Source organism: Streptococcus symci, from assembly GCF_006385165.1.
Lineage (GTDB): Bacteria > Bacillota > Bacilli > Lactobacillales > Streptococcaceae > Streptococcus > Streptococcus symci.
In genome coordinates this window covers 328,645-350,766 of the sequence record NZ_VFJA01000002.1, presented here as the reverse complement: position 1 = coordinate 350,766, position 22,122 = coordinate 328,645, and the positions used below count along the sequence as shown (strand labels likewise).

16 protein-coding genes are annotated in these 22,122 nt (G+C 42.0%); 13 read left to right on the top strand and 3 right to left on the bottom strand.

Annotation, left to right across the window (positions count from 1 at the left end):
• Nucleotides 1–58: 58 nt before the first annotated feature.
• Entirely contained in the window at nt 59–1,027 is a 969-nt protein-coding gene (locus tag FJN11_RS06225; protein ID WP_042750800.1) for an NAD(P)/FAD-dependent oxidoreductase, read from the bottom strand.
• Nucleotides 1,028–1,164: 137 nt separating this feature from the next.
• On the opposite strand from FJN11_RS06225, the gene cdaA reads away from it, so the two are divergent.
• From cdaA to FJN11_RS06185, 8 genes are all read left to right on the top strand, one after another.
• Entirely contained in the window at nt 1,165–2,022 is an 858-nt protein-coding gene (gene cdaA / locus FJN11_RS06220) for a diadenylate cyclase CdaA (RefSeq protein WP_001011070.1), read from the top strand.
• Complete coding sequence (locus FJN11_RS06215; protein ID WP_042750804.1) at nt 2,009–2,788, top strand: CdaR family protein; 780 nt, start codon at nt 2,009–2,011, stop codon at nt 2,786–2,788. Before cdaA ends, FJN11_RS06215 begins: the two co-directional genes overlap by 14 nt.
• 24 nt (nt 2,789–2,812) lie before the next feature.
• Entirely contained in the window at nt 2,813–4,165 is a 1,353-nt protein-coding gene (gene glmM / locus FJN11_RS06210; protein ID WP_049551634.1) for a phosphoglucosamine mutase, read from the top strand.
• Between the two features lie 73 nt (nt 4,166–4,238).
• Nucleotides 4,239–4,613 (top strand): DUF1149 family protein, encoded by a 375-nt coding sequence (locus FJN11_RS06205; protein ID WP_049487011.1) that lies wholly within the window; start codon nt 4,239–4,241, stop codon nt 4,611–4,613.
• Nucleotide 4,614: 1 nt separating this feature from the next.
• Nucleotides 4,615–5,463, top strand: coding sequence for a DegV family protein (locus tag FJN11_RS06200; protein ID WP_049551633.1), 849 nt, complete (start codon nt 4,615–4,617; stop codon nt 5,461–5,463).
• Between the two features lie 163 nt (nt 5,464–5,626).
• Entirely contained in the window at nt 5,627–6,394 is a 768-nt protein-coding gene (gene dapB, locus FJN11_RS06195) for a 4-hydroxy-tetrahydrodipicolinate reductase (RefSeq protein WP_042750810.1), read from the top strand.
• A complete protein-coding gene (locus FJN11_RS06190) occupies nt 6,391–7,590 on the top strand; it encodes a CCA tRNA nucleotidyltransferase (RefSeq protein WP_140224325.1) in 1,200 nt (399 codons plus the stop codon). Before dapB ends, FJN11_RS06190 begins: the two co-directional genes overlap by 4 nt.
• The gene (locus tag FJN11_RS06185) at nt 7,587–9,458 is read left to right on the top strand and encodes an ABC-F family ATP-binding cassette domain-containing protein (protein ID WP_140224324.1); all 1,872 of its coding nucleotides are present in this window, start codon (nt 7,587–7,589) and stop codon (nt 9,456–9,458) included. Before FJN11_RS06190 ends, FJN11_RS06185 begins: the two co-directional genes overlap by 4 nt.
• A gap of 37 nt (nt 9,459–9,495) precedes the next feature.
• Here the strand turns inward: FJN11_RS06185 and mntE are convergent, their stop codons facing one another.
• Nucleotides 9,496–10,680, bottom strand: coding sequence for a CDF family manganese efflux transporter MntE (mntE, locus tag FJN11_RS06180; RefSeq protein ID WP_140224323.1), 1,185 nt, complete (start codon nt 10,678–10,680; stop codon nt 9,496–9,498).
• Nucleotides 10,681–10,986: 306 nt separating this feature from the next.
• Here mntE and FJN11_RS06175 point away from each other — a divergent pair, with 306 nt between their 5' ends.
• From FJN11_RS06175 to yaaA, 4 genes are all read left to right on the top strand, one after another.
• The gene (locus tag FJN11_RS06175; protein ID WP_140224322.1) at nt 10,987–13,683 is read left to right on the top strand and encodes a cation-translocating P-type ATPase; all 2,697 of its coding nucleotides are present in this window, start codon (nt 10,987–10,989) and stop codon (nt 13,681–13,683) included.
• 113 nt (nt 13,684–13,796) lie between these two features.
• Nucleotides 13,797–14,207 (top strand): peptide deformylase, encoded by a 411-nt coding sequence (locus FJN11_RS06170; RefSeq protein WP_042750822.1) that lies wholly within the window; start codon nt 13,797–13,799, stop codon nt 14,205–14,207.
• 11 nt (nt 14,208–14,218) lie between these two features.
• Nucleotides 14,219–15,814: a hypothetical protein gene (locus FJN11_RS06165; RefSeq protein ID WP_042750824.1), complete on the top strand. Its 1,596-nt coding sequence runs from the start codon at nt 14,219–14,221 to the stop codon at nt 15,812–15,814.
• Between the two features lie 185 nt (nt 15,815–15,999).
• Complete coding sequence (gene yaaA / locus FJN11_RS06160; RefSeq protein ID WP_042750827.1) at nt 16,000–16,728, top strand: peroxide stress protein YaaA; 729 nt, start codon at nt 16,000–16,002, stop codon at nt 16,726–16,728.
• 48 nt (nt 16,729–16,776) lie between these two features.
• Here the strand turns inward: yaaA and pclR are convergent, their stop codons facing one another.
• On the bottom strand, nt 16,777–18,261 hold the full coding sequence (gene pclR, locus FJN11_RS06155) for a virulence transcriptional activator PclR (RefSeq protein ID WP_140224321.1): 1,485 nt from the start codon (nt 18,259–18,261) through the stop codon (nt 16,777–16,779).
• 218 nt (nt 18,262–18,479) lie between these two features.
• On the opposite strand from pclR, the gene pclA reads away from it, so the two are divergent.
• Nucleotides 18,480–22,122 (top strand): pneumococcal collagen-like adhesin PclA (gene pclA, locus FJN11_RS10825; RefSeq protein ID WP_246039366.1); only part of this gene is annotated, 3,643 nt, incomplete at its 3' end.

Here is a 22,122-nt window from a genome sequence, read left to right as displayed (position 1 = left end):
CTCCAGTTATAGCCGATGAACTATAAAACCACGAATCGTAGGACTCGTGGTTCTTTTCTTATAAACTTGTTGAGTGTTTGGGTTGTACTTTTTGGTCAGGGTCGATGTAGTTGATAGCATTGTTGACGGCGGTTGGTGCTTCACCCAGTCCTGTTGCAATCAAATCAATCTTTCCTTCGTAGTAGCAGCAGTCACCGATAGCATAGATACCAGCTTGGCTGGATTCCTGTTTGCTGTTGACGATAATCTTGTGGCGGTTGAGGTCCAGACCCCAGTTTTTAAGGTTACCGACAGAAGATTTGAAACCATAGTTGACAAAGAGGTGGTCTAGGTCAATAGTTTCTGTTTCATCAGATTTGACTTTTGTGATTTCAAGTTTATCGAGCGTTTTTCCATCTCCAAGGAGTTGGCTAGGGACGAATGGTGTCTTGATGGTCACAGATGATTCTTGCAAGGCTTGGACACTGTGTTCCAAGGCGCGGAAATTATCTCTGCGGTGGACAAGGGTAGTTGGCGCAATTTTTTCAAAAGCCAAAGCCCAATCCACAGCCGAGTCTCCTCCACCAAGAATCGTCACTTTCTTACCAGCATATTGCTGGATGTTGGAAACGTGGTAGTGGATATTTTCATAGCCTTCAACGCCTTCTAGTTCCAGAGGACGTGGTTTGAAGGCACCGCCACCCATAGCGATGATAACTGTTTTAGACAGGTGACTTCCTTTAGAAGTTGTAATTACAAAGCCTTCTTCTTGTTTTTCAATCTCAAGAACCGTTTCGTTGAGATGAATAGGGGTATCAAAGCCATTTAATTGCTCGATTAGACGGTTAGTCAACTCTTCTCCAGTCAGGTTTGGGAATCCCGGTACGTCTAAAATTTCCTTTTCAGGATAGAGAATGGCAGGTTGTCCACCGAGTTGGGGAAGAGAGTCGATGATTTGGACCTTGGCTTGGCGTAGATGAGCATAGAAGGCTGCAAAAAGCCCGACAGGACCACCACCTACAATGGTAATATCATAGAGTTGAGACATGGTTTCTCCTTTGTTTTTTCTAGTCAGTTTATTTTATCATATTTTTCCTTAATTTAAAATGAAGTAGGATAGGGAAAAAAATGTCAGAAAAATGGTATAATAGAAAGGAACGTGTTTGGACAGAGAGGAGACAGCAGATGAACTTTCAACAATTATCCAACCTGCAATATTGGACTAGCTTGTTTTCTAGTCCTTGGAGTATTGCCATCAATCTGTTTGATATTTTGATTGTGGCTTATATTTTATATCGTTTTACAAAAGCGATAGCTGGCACCAAGATTATGATTTTGGTGCGTGGGGTCGTGATCTTTGTATTAGCCCAGGTTGTAGCCAATATCCTTGGTTTAACAACGATTTCTTGGTTGATTAATCAAATTATCACCTATGGGGTTATTGCTGCGGTTGTTATCTTCTCTCCAGAGATTCGGACTGGTTTGGAACGCTTGGGAAGGGCGACAGATTTCTTTTCTACTGCTCAAATTAGTGCAGAAGAGCAAATGATTCGTGCCTTTATCAAGTCGGTTGAATATATGAGTCCTCGTAAAATTGGTGCTCTGGTTGCCATCCAACGAGTTCGGACCTTGCAAGAATACATTGCGACAGGGATTCCTTTGGATGCCAATATTTCAGCTGAACTCCTTATTAATATCTTTATCCCCAACACTCCCCTACACGATGGTGCTGTGATTATCAGAGAAAATCGGATTGCAGTCACCTCTGCCTATCTGCCCTTGACAGAAAGCACAGGGATTTCAAAGGAATTTGGGACCAGACACCGGGCGGCTATCGGTTTGTCAGAAGTATCCGATGCCTTGACCTTCATCGTCTCAGAGGAAACAGGTGGCATTTCTATTACCTATAACGGTGTTTTCAAGCACGATTTGACGATTGAAGAATTTGAAGCAGAGCTACGAGCAATTCTTTTGCCAGTCGTTGAGGAAAAAGTCAGTTTCAAGGACCGTTTGTTAGGAGGTTGGAAATATGAGAAAAAATAGTCTATACATCATTTCATCTCTCTTTTTTGCTTGTATCTTATTCATCTATGCAACGTCAACCAACTTTCAAAATAGTAATACCGCAAGGCAGGTTAAATCAGAAACTTACACCAATACGATAACGAACGTTCCTATTGTTATTCACTATGATGATGACCAGTATTTCATTAGCGGATTTGCATCAGAAGTTTCAGTGGTATTAACCGGAGCCAATCGTGTGACCTTGGCCAGCGAAATGCAGGAGAGCACTCGTAAGTTTAAGGTAACTGCTGATTTGACGGATGCCAGTGTTGGAACGATTGAAGTTCCCTTGAATATTGAAAATCTTCCAAGTGGATTGACCGCTGTGGCAACGCCTCAAAAGATTACAGTGAAAGTTGGGAAGAAGGTTAAGCGAGATGGGATGCTTGTTGTGCCACAAGTTGACCAAAGCCAGATTGATCCCAAGTTACAAATTGATAGTATAACCGTGTCAAACGAACGAGTTTCGGTCACAACTGACCAGGAAACATTAGCTAAGATTGACAAAGTTATTGCGCTTTTACCAACCAGCGAACGCATAACAGGTAATTACAGTGGTTCAGTACCTTTGCAGGCAATCGATCGCAATGGTGTTGTCTTACCGGCAGTTATTACTCCGTTCGACACGACAATGAAGGTGACTACAAAACCAGTAGCACCAAGTTCAAGCACATCAAATTCAACAACAAGCAGTTCGTCGGAGACATCTTCGTCAACGAAAGCAACTAGTTCAAAAACGAATTAAAAATAGGAAAAGGATTTTATAAAAATGGGTAAATATTTTGGGACTGATGGAGTCCGTGGAGAAGCTAACGTAGAATTAACGCCAGAATTGGCCTTTAAACTAGGACGTTTTGGAGGCTATGTTCTTAGCCAACATGAAACGGAAGCACCGAAAGTTTTTGTAGGACGTGATACACGTATTTCTGGGGAAATGCTAGAATCTGCCTTGGTAGCTGGTCTTCTTTCAGTTGGTATTCACGTATACAAACTAGGTGTTTTGGCAACACCAGCAGTAGCTTACTTGGTAAAAACTGAAGGAGCAAGTGCTGGTGTCATGATTTCTGCCAGCCACAATCCAGCCCTTGATAACGGAATTAAGTTCTTTGGCGGTGATGGCTTCAAACTGGACGATGAAAAAGAAGCAGAAATTGAAGCCTTGCTAGACGCTGCGGAAGATACTCTTCCTCGTCCAAGTGCAGAAGGCTTGGGAACCTTGGTAGATTATCCAGAAGGCTTGCGTAAGTATGAAGGCTATCTTGTTTCAACTGGAACTCCTCTTGAGGGAATGAAGGTTGCCTTGGACACAGCAAACGGTGCGGCGTCTACAAGTGCCCGTCAAATCTTTGCAGACCTTGGCGCTCAATTAACTGTTATCGGGGAAACACCAGATGGTCTTAACATCAACCTTAATGTTGGTTCAACTCACCCAGAAGCTCTTCAAGATGTGGTCAAAGAAAGCGGCTCAGCTATTGGTTTGGCCTTTGACGGAGACAGTGACCGTTTGATTGCTGTTGATGAAAATGGCGACATCGTTGATGGTGACAAGATTATGTACATCATCGGAAAATATCTTTCTGAAAAAGGACAATTGGCGCAAAATACAATTGTGACAACTGTTATGTCCAACCTTGGCTTCCACAAGGCCTTGGACCGTGAAGGCATTAACAAGGCAGTCACTGCAGTTGGCGACCGCTATGTTGTGGAAGAAATGCGAAAATCAGGTTACAACCTTGGTGGTGAACAGTCTGGTCACGTCATCTTGATGGACTACAATACAACAGGTGATGGTCAATTATCAGCTGTCCAATTGACTAAAATCATGAAGGAAACTGGTAAGAGTTTGTCAGAGTTGGCAGTAGAAGTAACCATCTATCCACAAAAATTAGTCAATATCCGAGTGGAAAATGCCATGAAGGAAAAGGCTATGGAAGTGCCAGCTATTAAGGCTATCATCGAGAAGATGGAAGAAGAAATGGCAGGGAATGGCCGTATCCTAGTACGCCCAAGTGGAACAGAGCCCCTTTTGCGTGTCATGGCAGAAGCGCCTACAACAGAAGAAGTGGACTACTATGTTGATACTATCGCAGACGTAGTTCGAGCTGAAATCGGGATTGACTAAATCCTAGAAAACTAGATGAAAATAAAAAATTATGGTACAATAGCTTATAATATTGTAGCCAAGGGAGAAAGACATGAATCTTAAACGTGAACAAGAATTTGTTAGTCAGTATCATTTTGATGCGCGTAATTTTGAATGGGAAAATGAAAATGGAGCTCCTGAAACTAAGGTGGATGTGAACTTCCAATTACTCCAACATGACCAAGAAAATCAAGTGACATCTTTAGTGGTTGTCTTAAGTTTTATGATTGTCTTTGACAAATTTGTTATCAGTGGAACGATTTCCCAAGTTAACCATGTAGAAGGTCGTATTGTCAATGAACCAAGTGAGTTTAATCAAGAGGAAGTTGAAACTTTGGCCCGTCCATGTTTGAACATGCTTAACCGTTTGACTTACGAAGTAACTGAAATTGCATTAGACTTACCAGGAATCAATTTGGAGTTCTAATATGAAATTAGCTGTTATCACAGATTCCTCTGCCTATCTCAGTGCAGAGACCTTACAAAGAGAAGATTTGTTTGTCTTGGATATTCCTGTCAATATTGATGGTGAAGAGTATGTCGAAGGCATCAATCTGACTGCTGAGGAATTTTACCAAAAAATGGCTCAGGCTTCTGAATTGCCTAAGACCAGTCAACCAAGTATTGCAAAGTTAGATGAGATTCTAACTTGGCTCAAAGAACAAGGCTATACACATGTTTTGGGGCTTTTCCTATCTTCTGGAATTTCAGGTTTTTACCAAAATATCCAGTATATGGTCGATGACTATGAGGGCTTAACCATTGCCTTCCCAGACACTTTGATTACAAGTGCTCCTCTGGGTATCATGGTTGAAAGTGTCTTTAACTGGCGAGACCAGGGTGATGACTTTGCCATTATTCAGGATAAGCTAGCTATTCAAATTAGTCACACATCTGCTTTCATCATGGTGGATGACTTGGACCACTTGGTTAAAGGTGGACGCCTTTCAAATGGAGCTGCTATTTTGGGCAATCTGCTAAGCATTAAGCCAATCCTCTATTTCAATGACCAAGGTGTGATTGAAGTTTACGAAAAAGTTCGTACTGAAAAGAAAGCAACCAAGCGCTTAATTGAAATTATCAAGGAAGCCACAGCTTCAGGCCAATACCGTATCATTGTCATTCACGGGAATGCTCCTGAAAAGGCTGAAGAATTGCGTCAGCACTTACTTGAATCTGGAGTAGGTACGGATATTTCACTTGCTACATTTGGTAGTGTCATTGGAACACACCTAGGGGCAGGAAGTATTGCTCTAGGTTATATTCCAGTGATTTAGTTGGCGCTTTTAAGCTAGTTAAGAAATCTTGTATCTTAGAAATTGAACACGGACTACCTGCCTCATGAAAAAAGATGCCTGTTTTTCCTTTCATGGAAAGTCAGCGTCATTCCCTATTTTTCATGGGCAGCTAACGTCCTTTGTATCTTAGTCAGGAGTAGAGATGAGTATTCGAGTAATTATTGCTGGTTTTAAGGGAAAGATGGGCCAGGCTGCTTGTCAGATGGTCTTGGCTGATCCAGACTTGGACTTGGTAGCAGTTTTGGATCCTTTTGAGTCTGAGTCAGAATGGCAAGGAATTCCTGTTTTCAAGGATAAGGCTGATTTGGTCGATTTTGAAGCGGATGTCTGGGTAGACTTTACTACACCAGCTGTTGCCTATGAAAATACACGCTTTGCTCTTGAAAATGGCTTTGCTCCAGTAGTTGGAACGACTGGTTTCACAAGTGAAGAAATTGCAGAGCTAAAAGAATTTTCTCGTGCCCAAGATTTGGGTGGCTTGATCGCTCCTAACTTTGCCTTGGGTGCTGTTTTACTCATGCAATTTGCGAAGCAGGCTGCTAAATATTTCCCAAATGTGGAGATTATCGAGCTTCATCATGACAAGAAAAAGGATGCTCCGAGTGGAACTGCTATTAAAACAGCTGAGTTAATGGCAGAAGTTCGAGAGTCTATCCAGCAAGGTGCGCCTGATGAGGAAGAATTGATTACAGGTGCCCGTGGTGCTGATTTTGATGGCATGCGTATTCACTCAGTTCGTTTGCCAGGTTTGGTAGCCCATCAGGAAGTCATCTTTGGAAATCAAGGAGAAGGATTGACCCTCCGTCATGACTCTTATGATCGCAGCTCCTTCATGACAGGGGTGAATTTGGGAATTAAAGAAGTTGTCAAGCGTCATGAGCTTGTCTATGGATTAGAACACTTATTATGAGATTAACGCAAATGCCTTCTGAATTTCAGAAGGCTTTACCAGTATTAGAAAAAATTAAAGAAGCAGGATTTGAAGCCTATTTTGTTGGGGGTTCCGTCAGAGATGCCCTTCTCAATCGTCCCATCCATGATGTGGATATTGCGACGTCTTCTTATCCAGAAGAGACCAAGCAGATTTTTCCTCGAACAGCCGATATCGGAATCGAACATGGAACCGTCTTGGTACTAGATGGGGATGAGGAGTATGAGGTAACCACTTTTCGGACAGAGGATGTCTATGTGGACTATCGCAGACCCAGTGCGGTTTCCTTTGTGCGTTCGCTAGAAGAAGACCTTAAGCGCCGTGATTTTACAGTCAACGCCTTTGCTTTGGATGAGACAGGGGAAATCATTGACTTGTTTCATGGTTTAGAGGATTTGGAAAACCAAGTCTTACGAGCAGTTGGAGTGGCTAGTGAGCGTTTCAACGAAGATGCTTTGCGTATTATGCGTGGTTTCCGTTTTCAGGCTAGTCTTGGCTTTGAACTTGAGCAAGAAACATTTAAAGCTATGAAGACTTTGACGCCGCTTTTGGAGAAAATTTCTGTAGAGCGTACTTTTGTTGAGTTTGATAAACTCTTGCTGGCTCCATTTTGGAGAAGGGGCTTGGCTTCCATGATTGAGAGTCAAGCTTATGACTATCTCCCTGATATGGCAGCTAGCCAGGACAAGCTTAACAGACTGTTTGATTTGGAGACTGATTTCACCTTTGAATCTTCAGAGCAAGCCTGGGCAGCTCTTTTGTGGGCTTTGGAGATTGAAAATGTGCAGCCATTTTTGAAAGCTTGGAAGACCTCACGTCAGTTTGCTAAGCAAGTTCAGAATTTGCTGACTATTTTAGCCTTGCGTGAAAAGGGAGAATTGAGCAAGCGCGATTGTTATCGCTTTGACTTGGATTTGATTTTACAGGCTGAAAATCTTCGTCAGGCTCAGGGCAAACCAGTCAACCCACAAGTCATCATAGAAACCTACCAGAGTCTGACCATTCATGACAAGAAAGAAATCCAAATCAACGGTGGCATTTTGATTAAGGAATATGGATTTCAACCAGGTCCAGACTTGGGAGAGATTTTAACAGAGATTGAGTATGCCATTGTCGATGGAGAATTGGAAAATGACCGTCAAGCCATCCATGCTTATCTGAGGGAGAAAAAATGAGTGATTTTATCGTTGAAAAACTAAGTAAATCCGTCGGTGATAAGACCGTTTTTAAGGATATTTCCTTTATCATCCATGACCTAGACAGAATTGGTTTGATTGGTGTCAATGGAACAGGGAAGACCACCCTTTTAGATGTTGTTTCTGGTGTTTCTGGATTTGATGGGGATGTTAGTCCTTTTTCAGCTAAGAATGATTACCAGATTGGTTACTTGACTCAAGACCCTGATTTTGATGATAGCAAGACGGTCTTGGATACGGTTCTATCTAGTGAACTAAAGGAAATCCAGCTCATTCGTGAGTATGAATTGATCATGCTCAACTATAGTGATGACAAACAGGCGCGTTTGGAACGTGTCATGGCTGAAATGGATTCTCTCCAAGCTTGGGAAATTGAGAGTCAGGTCAAGACTGTTCTCAGCAAGCTGGGGATTCAGGACTTATCTACTCCTGTTGGGGAATTGTCAGGTGGTCTGAGAAGACGGGTTCAGTTGGCGCAAGTCTTACTTGGCAATCACGACCTTTTGCTTTTGGATGAGCCAACCAACCATCTGGACATTGCGACCATCGAGTGGCTGACCCTCTTTTTGAAAAATTCTAAGAAGACCGTCCTTTTTATCACCCACGATCGCTATTTCCTAGATGCTTTGTCAACTCGGATTTTCGAATTGGATCGAGCTGGATTGACAGAGTATCAAGGGAATTATCAGGACTATGTTCGCCTTAAGGCGGAACAGGATGAGCGCGATGCAGCTCTTCTCCACAAAAAGGAACAACTTTATAAGCAAGAATTGGCATGGATGCGCAGACAACCGCAGGCGCGTGCGACCAAGCAGCAGGCTCGTATCAATCGTTTCCATGATTTAAAGAAAGAAGTTTCAGGTGGCGTTGCTGAGACAGACTTGACCATGAACTTTGAAACCAGTCGGATTGGGAAGAAAGTTATCGAGTTTCAGGATGTTTTCTTTGCCTATGAAAACAAGCCTATTTTGCAAGATTTTAATCTCTTGGTACAGGCTAAAGATCGTATTGGAATTGTTGGGGACAACGGTGTTGGGAAATCAACTCTCCTTAACTTGATTGCAGGCATTCTTGAGCCGACAGCAGGACAAGTTGTGATTGGGGAAACTGTTCGCATCGCCTATTTCTCTCAGCAAATTGAGGGCTTGGATGAAAGCAAGCGAGTGATCAATTACTTGCAGGAAGTGGCAGAAGAGGTCAAGACCAGCGGTGGTTCTACGACTTCCATTGCTGAGTTGTTGGAGCAGTTCCTTTTCCCACGTTCGACTCATGGAACCTTGATTGAGAAATTGTCAGGGGGAGAGAAAAAACGTCTTTATCTCCTCAAATTGCTCTTGGAAAAACCAAATGTTCTTCTTTTAGACGAGCCAACCAATGATTTGGACATTGCAACCTTGACAGTTTTGGAGAATTTCTTGCAAGGATTTGCGGGTCCTGTTTTGACAGTTAGCCATGACCGCTATTTCTTGGATAAGGTAGCGACTAAGATTCTGGCTTTTGATGATGGAAAGATTCGTCCTTTCTTTGGTCATTACACCGACTATCTTGATGAGAAAGCCTTTGAAACAGAGATGGCTAATCAAGTGCAAAAGGCCGAAAAGGAAAAGGTGATTAAGGTCCGAGAAGACAAGAAACGCATGAGCTACCAAGAAAAGCAGGAGTGGGCAAGTATTGAAGGTGATATTGAAGCCTTGGAAGATCGTATCTCTGCTATTGAAGAGGAGATGCAGGCCAACGGCTCCGACTTTGGTAAGCTGGCTACTCTCCAAAAAGAACTAGATGAGAAGAACGAAGCACTTCTTGAAAAATACGAACGCTATGAATACCTAAGTGACTTTGATAGCTAGAAGAATAGAAAAATCCCGTCTCATTGACAGGATTTCTCTATTCTTTTTTAGTTTCTTGATGAAAGATATTTTGCCAAGTTTCGTGACGGCGCCAGATACTGGTATGGACGATACCATCTAACTCATAGCAGATGAGTTTGGTCTTCTGACTGATGGAAGTGATTTGAATATCCTTGATAGATGCATTTAACTCTTTTTCGGTCTTATAAGCCTCTTTATTCATCTGCTCTCCATCTTGCCGAATATAGACAAAATCGTCAGCCAATAGTTCTTCCAGTTGATTTCCTTGGTCAATCAATTGTTCACGCATGAGCAATTTTTTATAGACATTGTCTAAAATTTCATCCTCAGGTATAGGTGCTGGCTCAATATGGACATCGGTATCAAAAACCCCAAAACGTTCTTCCAGCATAGACTCGACCTGATCCGCGATTTCATGACTCTCAAAAACAGACAAGTCAGGATTCATCTCCAGCGTGATATCCAGGTAGATATTGCTACCGTAGGTACGACCTCTTTGCGACTTAACCTTGCTGATTTTGGGAATTTCCATGATGGCCTTTTGGTAGTCCTCAAGCAGGCGGTCGTCGAAGCCATCTGAAAGACTAAAGGAAGACTCGATGAAGATATCATAGGCAGTTTTCAAGATAAAGAAAGTGATGATAATGGCAACCAGTTTATCCACAATGGGATAATTGAAACTGCTAGCTAGGATAGCAATGCTAGTACCAAGTGAGGTAACAGCATCAGAAAGATTGTCCTTAGCGGCAGCCTTTAGTGCCTTGGAGTTGGATTTCTTACTGAGGCGAGTATTGTAGAGATAAACTAGAAACATAATCGCTGCAGAAATGATTCCTAGGGTTGCACCAAGAGGGTCAATGACCGTTTCTTCATGACTGAGAATTTTTTGAATGGTATCCCGAAGTACATCGAAACCGACATAAAACATGATGATGGAAGTGATTAAGCTAGCCAAATCTTCAATCTTCCAGTGACCAAAACGGTGGTCACGGTCTGCAGGCTGGCGTGCCATCCGAATGCCTATCAAGAGGGCAACATTTCCAATGATGTCCGACACGTTGTTAAAACCATCGGCCACCAAACTGGATGAATGAAGAAGATGCCCAGTAGCTAATTTGGCTGCAGACAAGATCAAATAGGTCGAAATACTGATAATGGCTCCACGCTCAGCTAACTTGAGATTTGAGATAGATTGCTTCATTCAACTTCCTTTCTAGTCACATAGTATTCTACCATTATACTGGTTTTCAAGGGAAAATTCAAATAAGGCAGTTTTTACTCTTTGAAAACTTTTTAAAATTTGGTATAATAGTATTAGTCAAGGGAGTAGCTGGCAGAAACCTGTGATAGTGTCGTCATTCCGAATTTCATACTGAAAAGTATGCTTTCCGGCCCTATCTTAAACAGCGAGACTTGTTATGATTAACAGGTCTCTTTTTGTTTGTCGTGAAAAGATACGATGAGAAAAAGAGAGTCTGTTTTGCACACAATGTCAAGGAGGAGACACATGTCAAAAGAACAAAAACGCCAAGCGTTTTACACTCAGAGTCCTGAAGAGGTCTTGAAGGCTGTGGATGCGACCGAGCAAGGTTTGTCATCAAGTGAGGCAGAAAAGCGCCTTGCAGAATTTGGCCACAATGAACTCGAAGAAGGCGAGAAACGATCAATCCTGGTCAAATTCATCGAGCAATTTAAGGATTTGATGATTATCATCCTAGTTGCGGCAGCAATCTTGTCAGTTGTGACTTCTGGTGGGGAAGATATCGCAGATGCTATTATCATCTTAGCCGTGGTAATCATCAATGCTGCCTTTGGTGTTTACCAAGAAGGGAAAGCAGAAGAAGCGATCGAAGCCCTCAAATCTATGTCAAGTCCAGCTGCCCGCGTTCTTCGGGATGGGCATATGGCGGAGATTGACTCTAAAGAATTGGTACCAGGTGATATCGTCGCTCTCGAAGCTGGTGATGTAGTACCTGCAGACCTACGTTTATTAGAAGCCAACTCTCTTAAAATCGAAGAAGCAGCTCTTACAGGTGAGTCTGTACCAGTCGAAAAAGACTTGACAGTTGAACTTGATGCAGATGCTGGTATTGGTGACCGTGTCAATATGGCCTTCCAAAACTCAAACGTAACCTATGGTCGTGGGATGGGTGTTGTTGTTAATACAGGTATGTATACTGAAGTAGGTCACATTGCTGGTATGCTTCAAGACGCTGATGAGACTGATACACCCCTCAAACAAAACTTGAACAACCTTTCTAAGGTCTTGACCTATGCAATTTTGGTCATTGCACTTGTTACTTTTGTTGTTGGTGTCTTCATTCAAGGGAAAAATCCACTTGGTGAGTTGATGACCTCTGTTGCGCTTGCTGTTGCAGCTATTCCAGAAGGACTTCCTGCTATCGTGACCATCGTTCTTGCCCTTGGTACTCAAGTTTTGGCCAAACGAAACTCTATCGTTCGTAAGTTGCCAGCTGTAGAAACACTTGGTTCAACTGAAATCATTGCTTCTGATAAGACTGGTACGCTGACCATGAACAAGATGACCGTCGAAAAAGTCTTCTACGATGCAGTTCTACATGACTCAGCTGATGACATTGAACTAGGTCTTGAAATGCCCCTACTTCGTTCAGTTGTCTTGGCCAATGATACGAAAATCGATGTGGAAGGAAACCTGATTGGTGACCCTACTGAAACAGCCTTCATCCAGTATGCCTTGGATAAGGGTTACGATGTCAAAGGTTTCTTAGAGAAATATCCACGCGTGGCTGAGTTGCCATTTGACTCTGACCGTAAGCTCATGTCAACGGTTCACCCATTGCCAGATGGTAAATTCCTTGTGGCGGTTAAAGGTGCGCCAGACCAACTTTTGAAACGTTGTGTTCTTCGTGATAAGGCTGGGGATATTGCTCCGATTGATGAGAAGGTTACAAACCTCATTCACACAAACAACTCTGAAATGGCTCACCAAGCCTTGCGTGTCCTTGCAGGTGCTTATAAGATTATTGACAGAATTCCAGAAAACCTCACTTCTGAAGAGCTTGAAAATGAGTTAATCTTTACTGGTTTGATCGGGATGATTGACCCTGAACGTCCTGAGGCAGCTGAGGCTGTTCGTGTGGCTAAGGAAGCGGGAATACGTCCAATCATGATTACAGGTGACCACCAAGATACTGCAGAAGCGATTGCCAAACGTTTGGGAATCATTGATGCAAACGATACAGAAGGCCACGTTTTAACTGGTGCTGAGCTCAATGAATTGTCAGATGAAGACTTTGAAAAAGTAGTTGGTCAATACTCTGTTTATGCCCGTGTGTCTCCAGAGCACAAGGTTCGTATCGTCAAGGCTTGGCAAAAACAAGGTAAAGTCGTTGCCATGACAGGTGACGGTGTCAATGATGCTCCGGCTTTGAAAACAGCCGATATCGGTATCGGTATGGGAATCACTGGTACAGAGGTTTCTAAGGGGGCTTCTGACATGATTCTTGCAGATGATAACTTTGCGACTATCATCGTTGCAGTTGAAGAAGGACGTAAGGTCTTCTCAAACATTCAAAAGACTATTCAGTATCTACTTTCTGCCAATACTGCTGAAGTATTAACCATCTTCCTATCAACCTTGTTTGGTTGGGACGTCTTGCAACCAGTTCATCTTTTGTGGATCAACTTGGTAACAGATACCTTCCCAGCTATCGCTCTTGGTGTTGAACCTGCTGAGCCAGGTGTCATGAACCATAAACCACGTGGACGCAAGGCAAGCTTCTTCTCAGGTGGTGTTTTGAGTTCTATCATCTATCAAGGTGTACTCCAAGCAGCTATTGTTATGAGTGTTTATGGACTTGCGATTGCTTACCCAGTTCATGTGGGTGACAATCATGCCATTCATGCAGATGCCCTAACTATGGCCTTTGCAACCCTTGGTTTGATTCAGCTCTTCCATGCCTACAATGTGAAATCTGTTTACCAATCCATCTTGACAGTTGGTCCATTCAAGTCTAAGACCTTTAACTGGTCCATCTTGGTATCCTTCATCCTTCTTATGGCAACAATTGTCGTAGAACCGCTTGAAGGAATCTTCCACGTAACCAAATTAGACTTGTCACAATGGGGAATTGTTATGGCTGGAAGCTTCTCAATGATTATTATCGTCGAAATTGTTAAGTTTATTCAACGCAAACTTGGTTTTGATAAGAATGCGATTTAAAAAAAGTCATCTTCGGATGGCTTTTTGTTACAGTTGAGGGAAAGGGCTTGCAGTTATCGGCTTTTGTGCTATAATTGCTATAATATAGTAAAAAGAAAGAGGAGTGTGAGGAAGTGGAGAAGAAAATTGTAAAGGATATCTTATTTTTATCTCAGGTGTCTCAACCGGCAAGTCAAGAAGATCTTTATCTTGCCAGAAATTTACAGGATACGCTTTTAGCAAATCGTGAGACCTGTGTTGGGCTGGCTGCCAATATGATTGGGGTGCAGAAGCGCGTGATTATCTTTAATCTTGGCCTGGTTCCTGTGGTCATGTTTAACCCAGTGCTCCTGTCTTTTGAAGGAGCTTATGAGACAGAGGAAGGCTGTTTGTCCTTGGTAGGTGTGAGACCTACTAAGCGCTATGAAACTATAAGGGTTGCCTATCGTGACAGCAAGTGGCAGGAACAGACCATTACTTTGACAGGTTTCCCAGCCCAGATTTGCCAGCATGAACTGGATCACTTGGAAGGACGAATCATTTAGGAGGAAAGTAAATGAAACGAATAGTCTTTGAACTGCTTTTTATCGTAACGACCTGGTATATCTTTTTACCGCCTCTTAACCTGACCAGCTGGGAATTTCTCTTTTTCCTCTGTGGGCATTTGCTGCTTGTGGCTATTTTATTTGGCTTTGGCAAGGGAATCAATCTGGTCAAAACGGTTCATGTGCGCCACGGCAAGGCGGAAGCTGCTTTAAATCTTGAGGGTTTCAAAATCAATCGGTTAGGAAAAGTTCTTTTAGCTTCTATTGGAGGAATTCTTCTCTTGGCTGGTTTAGTTTCCTTGGTGACTTCTAGTATTTTCCAGGCTAAAAATTATGCCAATGTAGTCACGGTTACGGAAAAAGACTTTACTGAATTTCCTAAGACTGACACCAGTAAGGTTCCTATTCTAGATAGAAGTACTGCTGAAAAAATTGGAGACCGCTATTTGGGTTCCTTAACGGATAAGGTATCGCAGTATGTAGCGGCAGACACCTATACCCAACTAACGATTGATGGGAAACCTTATCGGGTTACGCCACTAGAATACGCAGACCCTATCAAATGGTTTAACAATCAGGCCAAGGGAATCGGCGAGTATATCAAGGTGGACATGGTAACTGGAAATGCCAACTTGGTGGACTTGAAGACACCAATCAAATATTCAGACTCGGAGTATTTTAACCGTGATGTCAAGCGTCACCTGCGCTTGAAGTACCCAACCAAGATCTTCAAGACTCCATCATTTGAGGTGGACGATGAGGGCAATCCTTTCTATGTAGCAACGGTTTACCAAAAGCAATTTGGCTTAGCAGTTCCTCGTCCTATTTCAGTCATTATCTTGGACGCCACAAATGGAGAGACCAAGGAATACAGCTTGGCAGATGTTCCGGAATGGGTGGACAGGGTTTATCCAGCTGAGGAAACCATCGAGCAAATCAACTACAACGGCAAGTACAAGGATGGTTTCTGGAATGCCATGATTTCCAAGAAAAACGTGACCCAGACTACCAAGGGATATAATTATTTGTCTATCGGTAATGATATTTACCTCTACACAGGTGTGACATCGGCCAATGCAGATGAGAGTAACCTTGGTTTCATCCTTGAAAACATGCGAACAGGAGAAATCACCAAGTACAGCTTGGCTTCAGCAACCGAAGAATCAGCCCGTGAATCAGCCGAAGGTGCTGTTCAGGAGAAATCCTACAAGGCAACCTTCCCAATCCTCATCAACCTCAATGACAAGCCTCTCTACATCATGGGCTTGAAGGACAATGCTGGCTTGGTTAAAGAGTATGCTCTGGTAGATGCAGTCGAGTACCAAAATGTTATCGTAGCTACTACAGTAGAAGAACTGCTCAGCAAGTACGCCAATAAAAACGACCTTGAAATTGATAATGAAACGACAGAAAGTATCAAGGGTGTGGTGGCAGACCTCAAATCAGCTGTTATCAAGGGCGACACCGTCTACTTCTTTAAAGTTGATGGTAAGATATACAAGGTCAAGGCCTCAGTATCTGATGACCTCCCTTACCTTGAAAATGGTAAAACCTTCGAAGGTCAAGTCGGAAAAGATAACTATCTTAAGACATTTAAAGTTCAGTAAGAGGAGAGGTTGGGCAAAAACTCAATTTCAGGAAAAAATGAAGTAAATCTTTTCATAATAAAACGCATAGTATCAAGGTTTTTCAACACCGGATATTATGCGTTTCTCTGATTTTTAAGCCTTTTCCCAGTCTCTTTTCAGATAAACTTCTTGGTTGTGGCTAAAAAATATGCTACACTATCAATATGAAAATTTTAATCCCAACAGCAAAAGAAATGAACACAGACTTGCCAAGTATTGAAGTCGCTCCTTTAAAACCAGAAAGTCAGGCGGTGCTGGATGCCTTGGCCCTCTATTCTTCTAATCAATTGGAGAGTTTTTACAAGGTATCAGCTGAGAAAGCAGCGGAAGAATTTCAAAATATTCAGGCTTTGAAAAGGCAAAGAGCTCAACACTATCCAGCTCTGAAACTTTTTGATGGGCTTATGTACCGCCACATCAAGCGTGACAAACTGACCGAGGCAGAACAAACCTATCTTGCAAATCATGTCTTTATCACGTCGGCTTTGTACGGTGTTGTTCCAGCCTTGTCACCTATGGCCCCTCACCGTTTGGACTTTTTGATGAAGTTAAAAGTTGCTGGTAAGACTTTGAAGAGCCATTGGAAGTCAGCCTACGATGAAGCTGTGAAGAAGGAAGACCTAATTTTCTCCCTCTTGTCATCCGAGTTTGAGACAGTATTTTCTAAGGAAATCAGAGAAAAGATGGTGACCTTCAAATTCATGGAGGATAGAGGTGGTCAGTTGAAGATTCATTCAACTATTTCCAAGAAAGCGCGTGGTGCCTTCCTGACAGCCCTGATAGAAAATCAAGTACAGACGATGGAGGAAGCTCGTCGCTTAAGCTTTGCAGGATTTGCCTACCGAGAAGATTTGTCCCAGCCACAGGAATTGGTTTTTGTAAAGGAAGTATAGAAAATAGATAAAAGAAAAAGTCAGCAGTATTATGCTGACTTTTCTAGTTTATAAAGTATTGGATATATGAATCTCATTTGATAAACAGTTAAGATGATTAACCAAGTCCATGATTGACAGATGGTTTCGGCAAATAAACCTCTTGGTAATTCCTGGAATATAGAAATTAGACACGATGATATCGTAATCTGTCTGATTTAAAATCTCAGGACTTGTTTTCAATTCATCCCAAATATCGAAGGTAAAGCGGTTATTACAGTAATAGGAAAGCATATCAACAAAGGTAAGGGATATAGCATGGTCAAAGTTACTGATAATCAAAACCTTGATAGGTGGTCGATTTTCTAACAACTGAGTAGAGAGGTTTTCAGCATGGGTTAAGATGGTGTACATCAAGTGTTCCAACTGTTCAGGATGGTCATGCTGTCCAATTGCCTGACGGTATTGAGCCAGTTCTTGACGCGCACTCCCCATAAAGTCTGGGAAGTAAACTTCAAACTTTTTAATCGTCAATTGTTTTTGTTCAAATAAGATTGGGGTAGAAAAGATTTCCTGTCTTTCAAAGAAAGCGGTGTTGTGTAAATGCCAAATCAGCTCATCGTGGTTGGTAAAAGTAATCTTATATTGTTTTGATAGGCGTTCTAGTATTTGACTAAGTAATTGGTAAGAGTGTCTTGCTTCACTGTTCTCTTCTAAAGAGTTGAAGAATTCTTGAGGATCTAAGAAAATGTTACTTTGAATAAAGGAAATAAAAATTTGTGCAATGATATCTGGAGTGATTTCAAGTCCCAGTTTTTCAGAGAAATGGACAAGTATCTCCTCAAAGTTTGGAATACTCGCCAAAATAGGATAGTATTCATCATAGAAATGATTTGGTAAGTCGATAAAATGACCATTTTTGATGCGGTAAATATTGATAGCTATCATCAGTTTGTACATTCTATAAATTGAAAATCGCATTGGATAATTCGTGATTTTATAGAAGAAGTCAGCAAATTCTGTTAAATCTTCCTCAGGAAGGTCAGGAAAAGGCCAATCTAGGAAATAATAGCGCTCAGAAAAATATTGGGCAAAAAAATAGCGAATATCGACTTCATTGCCACGTATTTCGGATGGAGTAAATGATAGTTCAATTTGGAATTGAGTTGATAGAGTTTTTGTAATATTTCTACCCAGTCGATAGAGGTTGGCATTACTAGAGTGAAGATTTTCTATTGTTCGATAAATAGGTAGCCCCTCATTAAAAAACAGATACTCTAGTAATTGAAAAGATTGAGAATTAGCAAGAAAATATTGATAAATATCTTCTACACTAGTGTTAACTTCTAAATCTATCATGATTCCGTTAACAGAAGATTGGATATCAATAGATGGAAAGGCAATACGTAATTCATTTAAATCACTTTTTAAGATTCGTTCTGTACATCCTAATTTTTCGGCTAGTTCATACAATTTCATCCAATTACGATTCTGAATTAAGGTTTCCATTAAACGTAATTGTCTTTGATCTTTTGTGGATAAAAGGTTGCGCATATAGGTAATTTCCTCCTTAATTCATTATATCATATTTTTTGTCTAAAAAGTACAAAAAATTTAGAGTAAGAAAATTGTCGTTAGCAATCAGAAAAATTAGAATAAGATAAGTGGCCCTTAGGTGCAAAAATAGAATATATCAATTGTTCAGAAAATATTGATTAATGTATTAAATAGTTGTAGAGTGTAAACTATAAAATACTATCTAGGAGTTTAAAATGAAACATTCACATAAGAAATCATTTGACTGGTATAGCATGCAACAACGATACTCTATTCGTAAGTATCACTTTGGTGCGGCTAGTGTCTTGCTCGGGACAGCCTTAGTCTTGGGAACTGCTGCCAATGCGCAATCAGTACAAGCAGAGGAACAACATCCTGAGACAACTAATAGAGTCTCTGTTGATAAGGTAGATGAAGCTACTAAACCAGCAGAAGTTTCTACACCTAAAAAAGAAACAACTTATGCAGCTCCAACTGTTGCGAACCCAGTAGAAACGACTCCAGCTAAAACTGAAGAAGCTACTAGATCAGCAGAAAAAGTTGAAGAAGCAAAAGATAAAAAAGAAGAAGTAACGCATCAAGATGCTGTTGACAAGTCAAAATTGTTAACGGCTCTTTCGCGTGCTAAAAAACTTGAAAGTAAGTTATATACAGAAGCAAGTGCTGCAAACTTGCAAGCAAGTATCCAAGCTGGTCAAAGCTTGCTTGGGAAAGCAGATGCAACTGAAGTTGAATTATCAGCAGCAGAGTCATCTATTCAATCGGCTATTATTGGTCTAGAACTTCGTTCTAACTCTGATAAAGGAACTGTATCAGAAACTCCTGTAGTGAAGAAAGCTGACGCGGCAGAAGCTAAACCAGTTGCAACAACTGATCGTTCAGCTGTTGATAGTACTGTTTTGCCAACTAGCACACCTGTTAAAGTAGAAGCTACGTCAAGACCTGCATCTACAAATGAACTTTTGAAACCAGCTCTTAGCCTTTCTGACGCTCGCCAAAATCCAGCTATCCGTAAAGAAGACTTGGATAAAGGGCACAGTGGCTTTAGAGCAGCTAGCAATCCAGCTAACCCAATTGTTTCAGGTTCTGGAAATACAGTTGCATTTACAGATATTAGTCAAGGTGGTCGTAGTTATAGTTTCCGTGGCTACGGAAACTCACGTGGTGGTAATTCAATTCATTACGATGTAACAACAGTACGTCAAGGTAATAGATTGAATTTCACAATTAGATACTCTGGTCCAGGTGAATTTGTCAATAATAACTTTATCTTGGATAAAGGGGATGGATTTGGAAATCCTTCAAATGCAACCATCACAACTCCAAGATTAAGAGAGCAATCAAAACCTATTAGCCAGGGTGCCAACTTCGTATCTCACTCAGGATACAGTATGACCTCTGCTACTTCAACAAATATGGAACAAACAATCAGATTTAGTTTGCCTATCATTAATCCAAATGGTGACTTGTCTGTTCGTTTGAAACCAGTTACTTTTAACGTGGACCAAGGTGGTGGCGGTGCCGCTACTAGCAATGACCCATACAGTAACTCTAACTATTATTATAGAGCAAACCCACTCCTCTTGGATGCAAATCCAAATGGTGGTACTAGTAACAAGACTGTTACAGAAGAACTTGAATTCCAAACTATCTATCTTCCAACTAGTAAATTGCCAGAAGGTGAGACTAGATTAGTTAGAGAAGGTGAAAAAGGACAACGTCAAATTACCTATAAAGTTCATCGATTAGGTAATGAAACAATCCTAGGCTTGCCAATTAGTAATAGAGTTACTAAAGAAGCTAAACCACGTATTGTTCAAATCGGTGTTGCTAAAGAATTCATTGAAACTGTAAAACCACGTGTTGATCAAAATAAAATCGGTGATACCAATAACCTCACTTTCTATCTTGATAATGATGGTAACGGTGTTTACACTGAAGGTGTAGACGAACTTGTTCAAAGAATTGCTATTAAAGATGGTGCTAAAGGTGAAAAAGGAGACCAAGGTGAACGTGGTCTGACTGGAGCACAAGGTGCTAAAGGTGAAAAAGGGGATCAAGGTGAACGTGGTCTCACTGGAGCTAAAGGTGAAAAAGGAGATCGAGGCGAACGCGGTCTGACTGGAGCGCAAGGTGCCAAAGGTGAAAAAGGAGACCAAGGTGAACGCGGTCTAACCGGAGCACAAGGTGCTAAAGGTGAAAAAGGAGATCGAGGCGAACGCGGTCTCACTGGAGCTAAAGGTGAAAAAGGAGACCAAGGTGAACGCGGTCTAACTGGAGCACAAGGTGCCAAAGGTGAAAAAGGAGATCGAGGCGAACGTGGTCTGACTGGAGCACAAGGTGCTAAAGGTGAAAAAGGAGACCAAGGTGAACGCGGTCTGACTGGAGCACAAGGTGCTAAAGGTGAAAAAGGAGATCGAGGCGAACGCGGTCTAACCGGAGCACAAGGAGCAAAAGGTGAAAAAGGAGATCGAGGCGAACGCGGTCTGACTGGAGCACAAGGTGCAAAAGGTGAAAAAGGAGACCAAGGTGAACGCGGTCTGACTGGAGCACAAGGTGCTAAAGGTGAAAAAGGAGACCGAGGTGAACGTGGTCTGACTGGAGCACAAGGTGCTAAAGGTGAAAAAGGAGACCAAGGTCAGGCAGGTCGTGACGGTGTAACTCCAACCGTAACCGTTAAAGATAATAAAGAAGACGGCACTCATACTATCACGATTAACGACGGTAGAGGTAATGTTACAAGTACTGTTGTAAGAGATGGTTTCGATGGCGCAAGTCCATTAGTTGCGACTCAACGAAATGACGCAGATAAAACAACGACTGTTATCTTCTATTATGACCAAAATGATAACAACGAATTTGATGCAGGCGATACAAAACTAAAAGAAGTTGTCATTGCAGATGGAGCTAAAGGTGAAAAAGGGGACCAAGGCGAACGTGGTCTAACCGGAGCGCAAGGTGAAAAAGGAGACCGTGGAGACCGTGGTGAAACAGGAGCAGCGGGACGTGACGGAAAAACTCCAAAAATCACAACTGCTCGTGGAGCAGACGGCCGTAGTACTGATATTACATTTACTATTCCTGGAGAAGAGCCTGTTGTAGCTAACATTAAAGATGGTAAAGATGGACGTACACCAACCATCGACTTAAATGCCTTAGCTGAAGCAGCGGCAAGATTAAACAATCAAAGAAGCGGAAGAGTAAGAAGAGCTTTAGCAGACGCCCCATCTACAGCACCAGCAGAAAAACCAAGAGAAGGTACTCTTATTACAGCGTACTTTGATAACAATGGTAATGGTCGATACGATGAAGGTATAGATGAATTAATTGCTAAACAACCAATTTATAATGGTACAGACGGTGCCAATGGTGCAGCAGGTGCAGCCGGACGTAATGGTGCTGAACTATTAAGTGGACCTAAAGCACCAACAGCAGATGATGGTAAAGATGGTGACACTTATATCGATGCAACTACAGGTGATGTTTATAAGAAAGAAAACGGAACTTGGGATAAGATTGGTAACATTCGTGGGCCTCAAGGTCTAAAAGGTGAAGCCGGAGTTGCAGGACCACAAGGACCACAAGGGCTACAAGGACCTAAGGGTGAACAGGGTGCTCAAGGTCTTCAAGGACGTGATGGAGCGCAAGGACCTGCAGGACGTGACGGCCGTGAAGGTGTACCAGGACCAGCGGGACGCGACGGACGTGATGGAGCGCAAGGACCTGCAGGACGTGATGGACGCGACGGAAAAGACGTATTGAACGGCAAAGTTGATCCAACAACAGAAGGTAAAGACGGCGATAAATACGTTAACACAGAAACAGGTGACGTTTTCGTTAAGAATAACGGCAACTGGG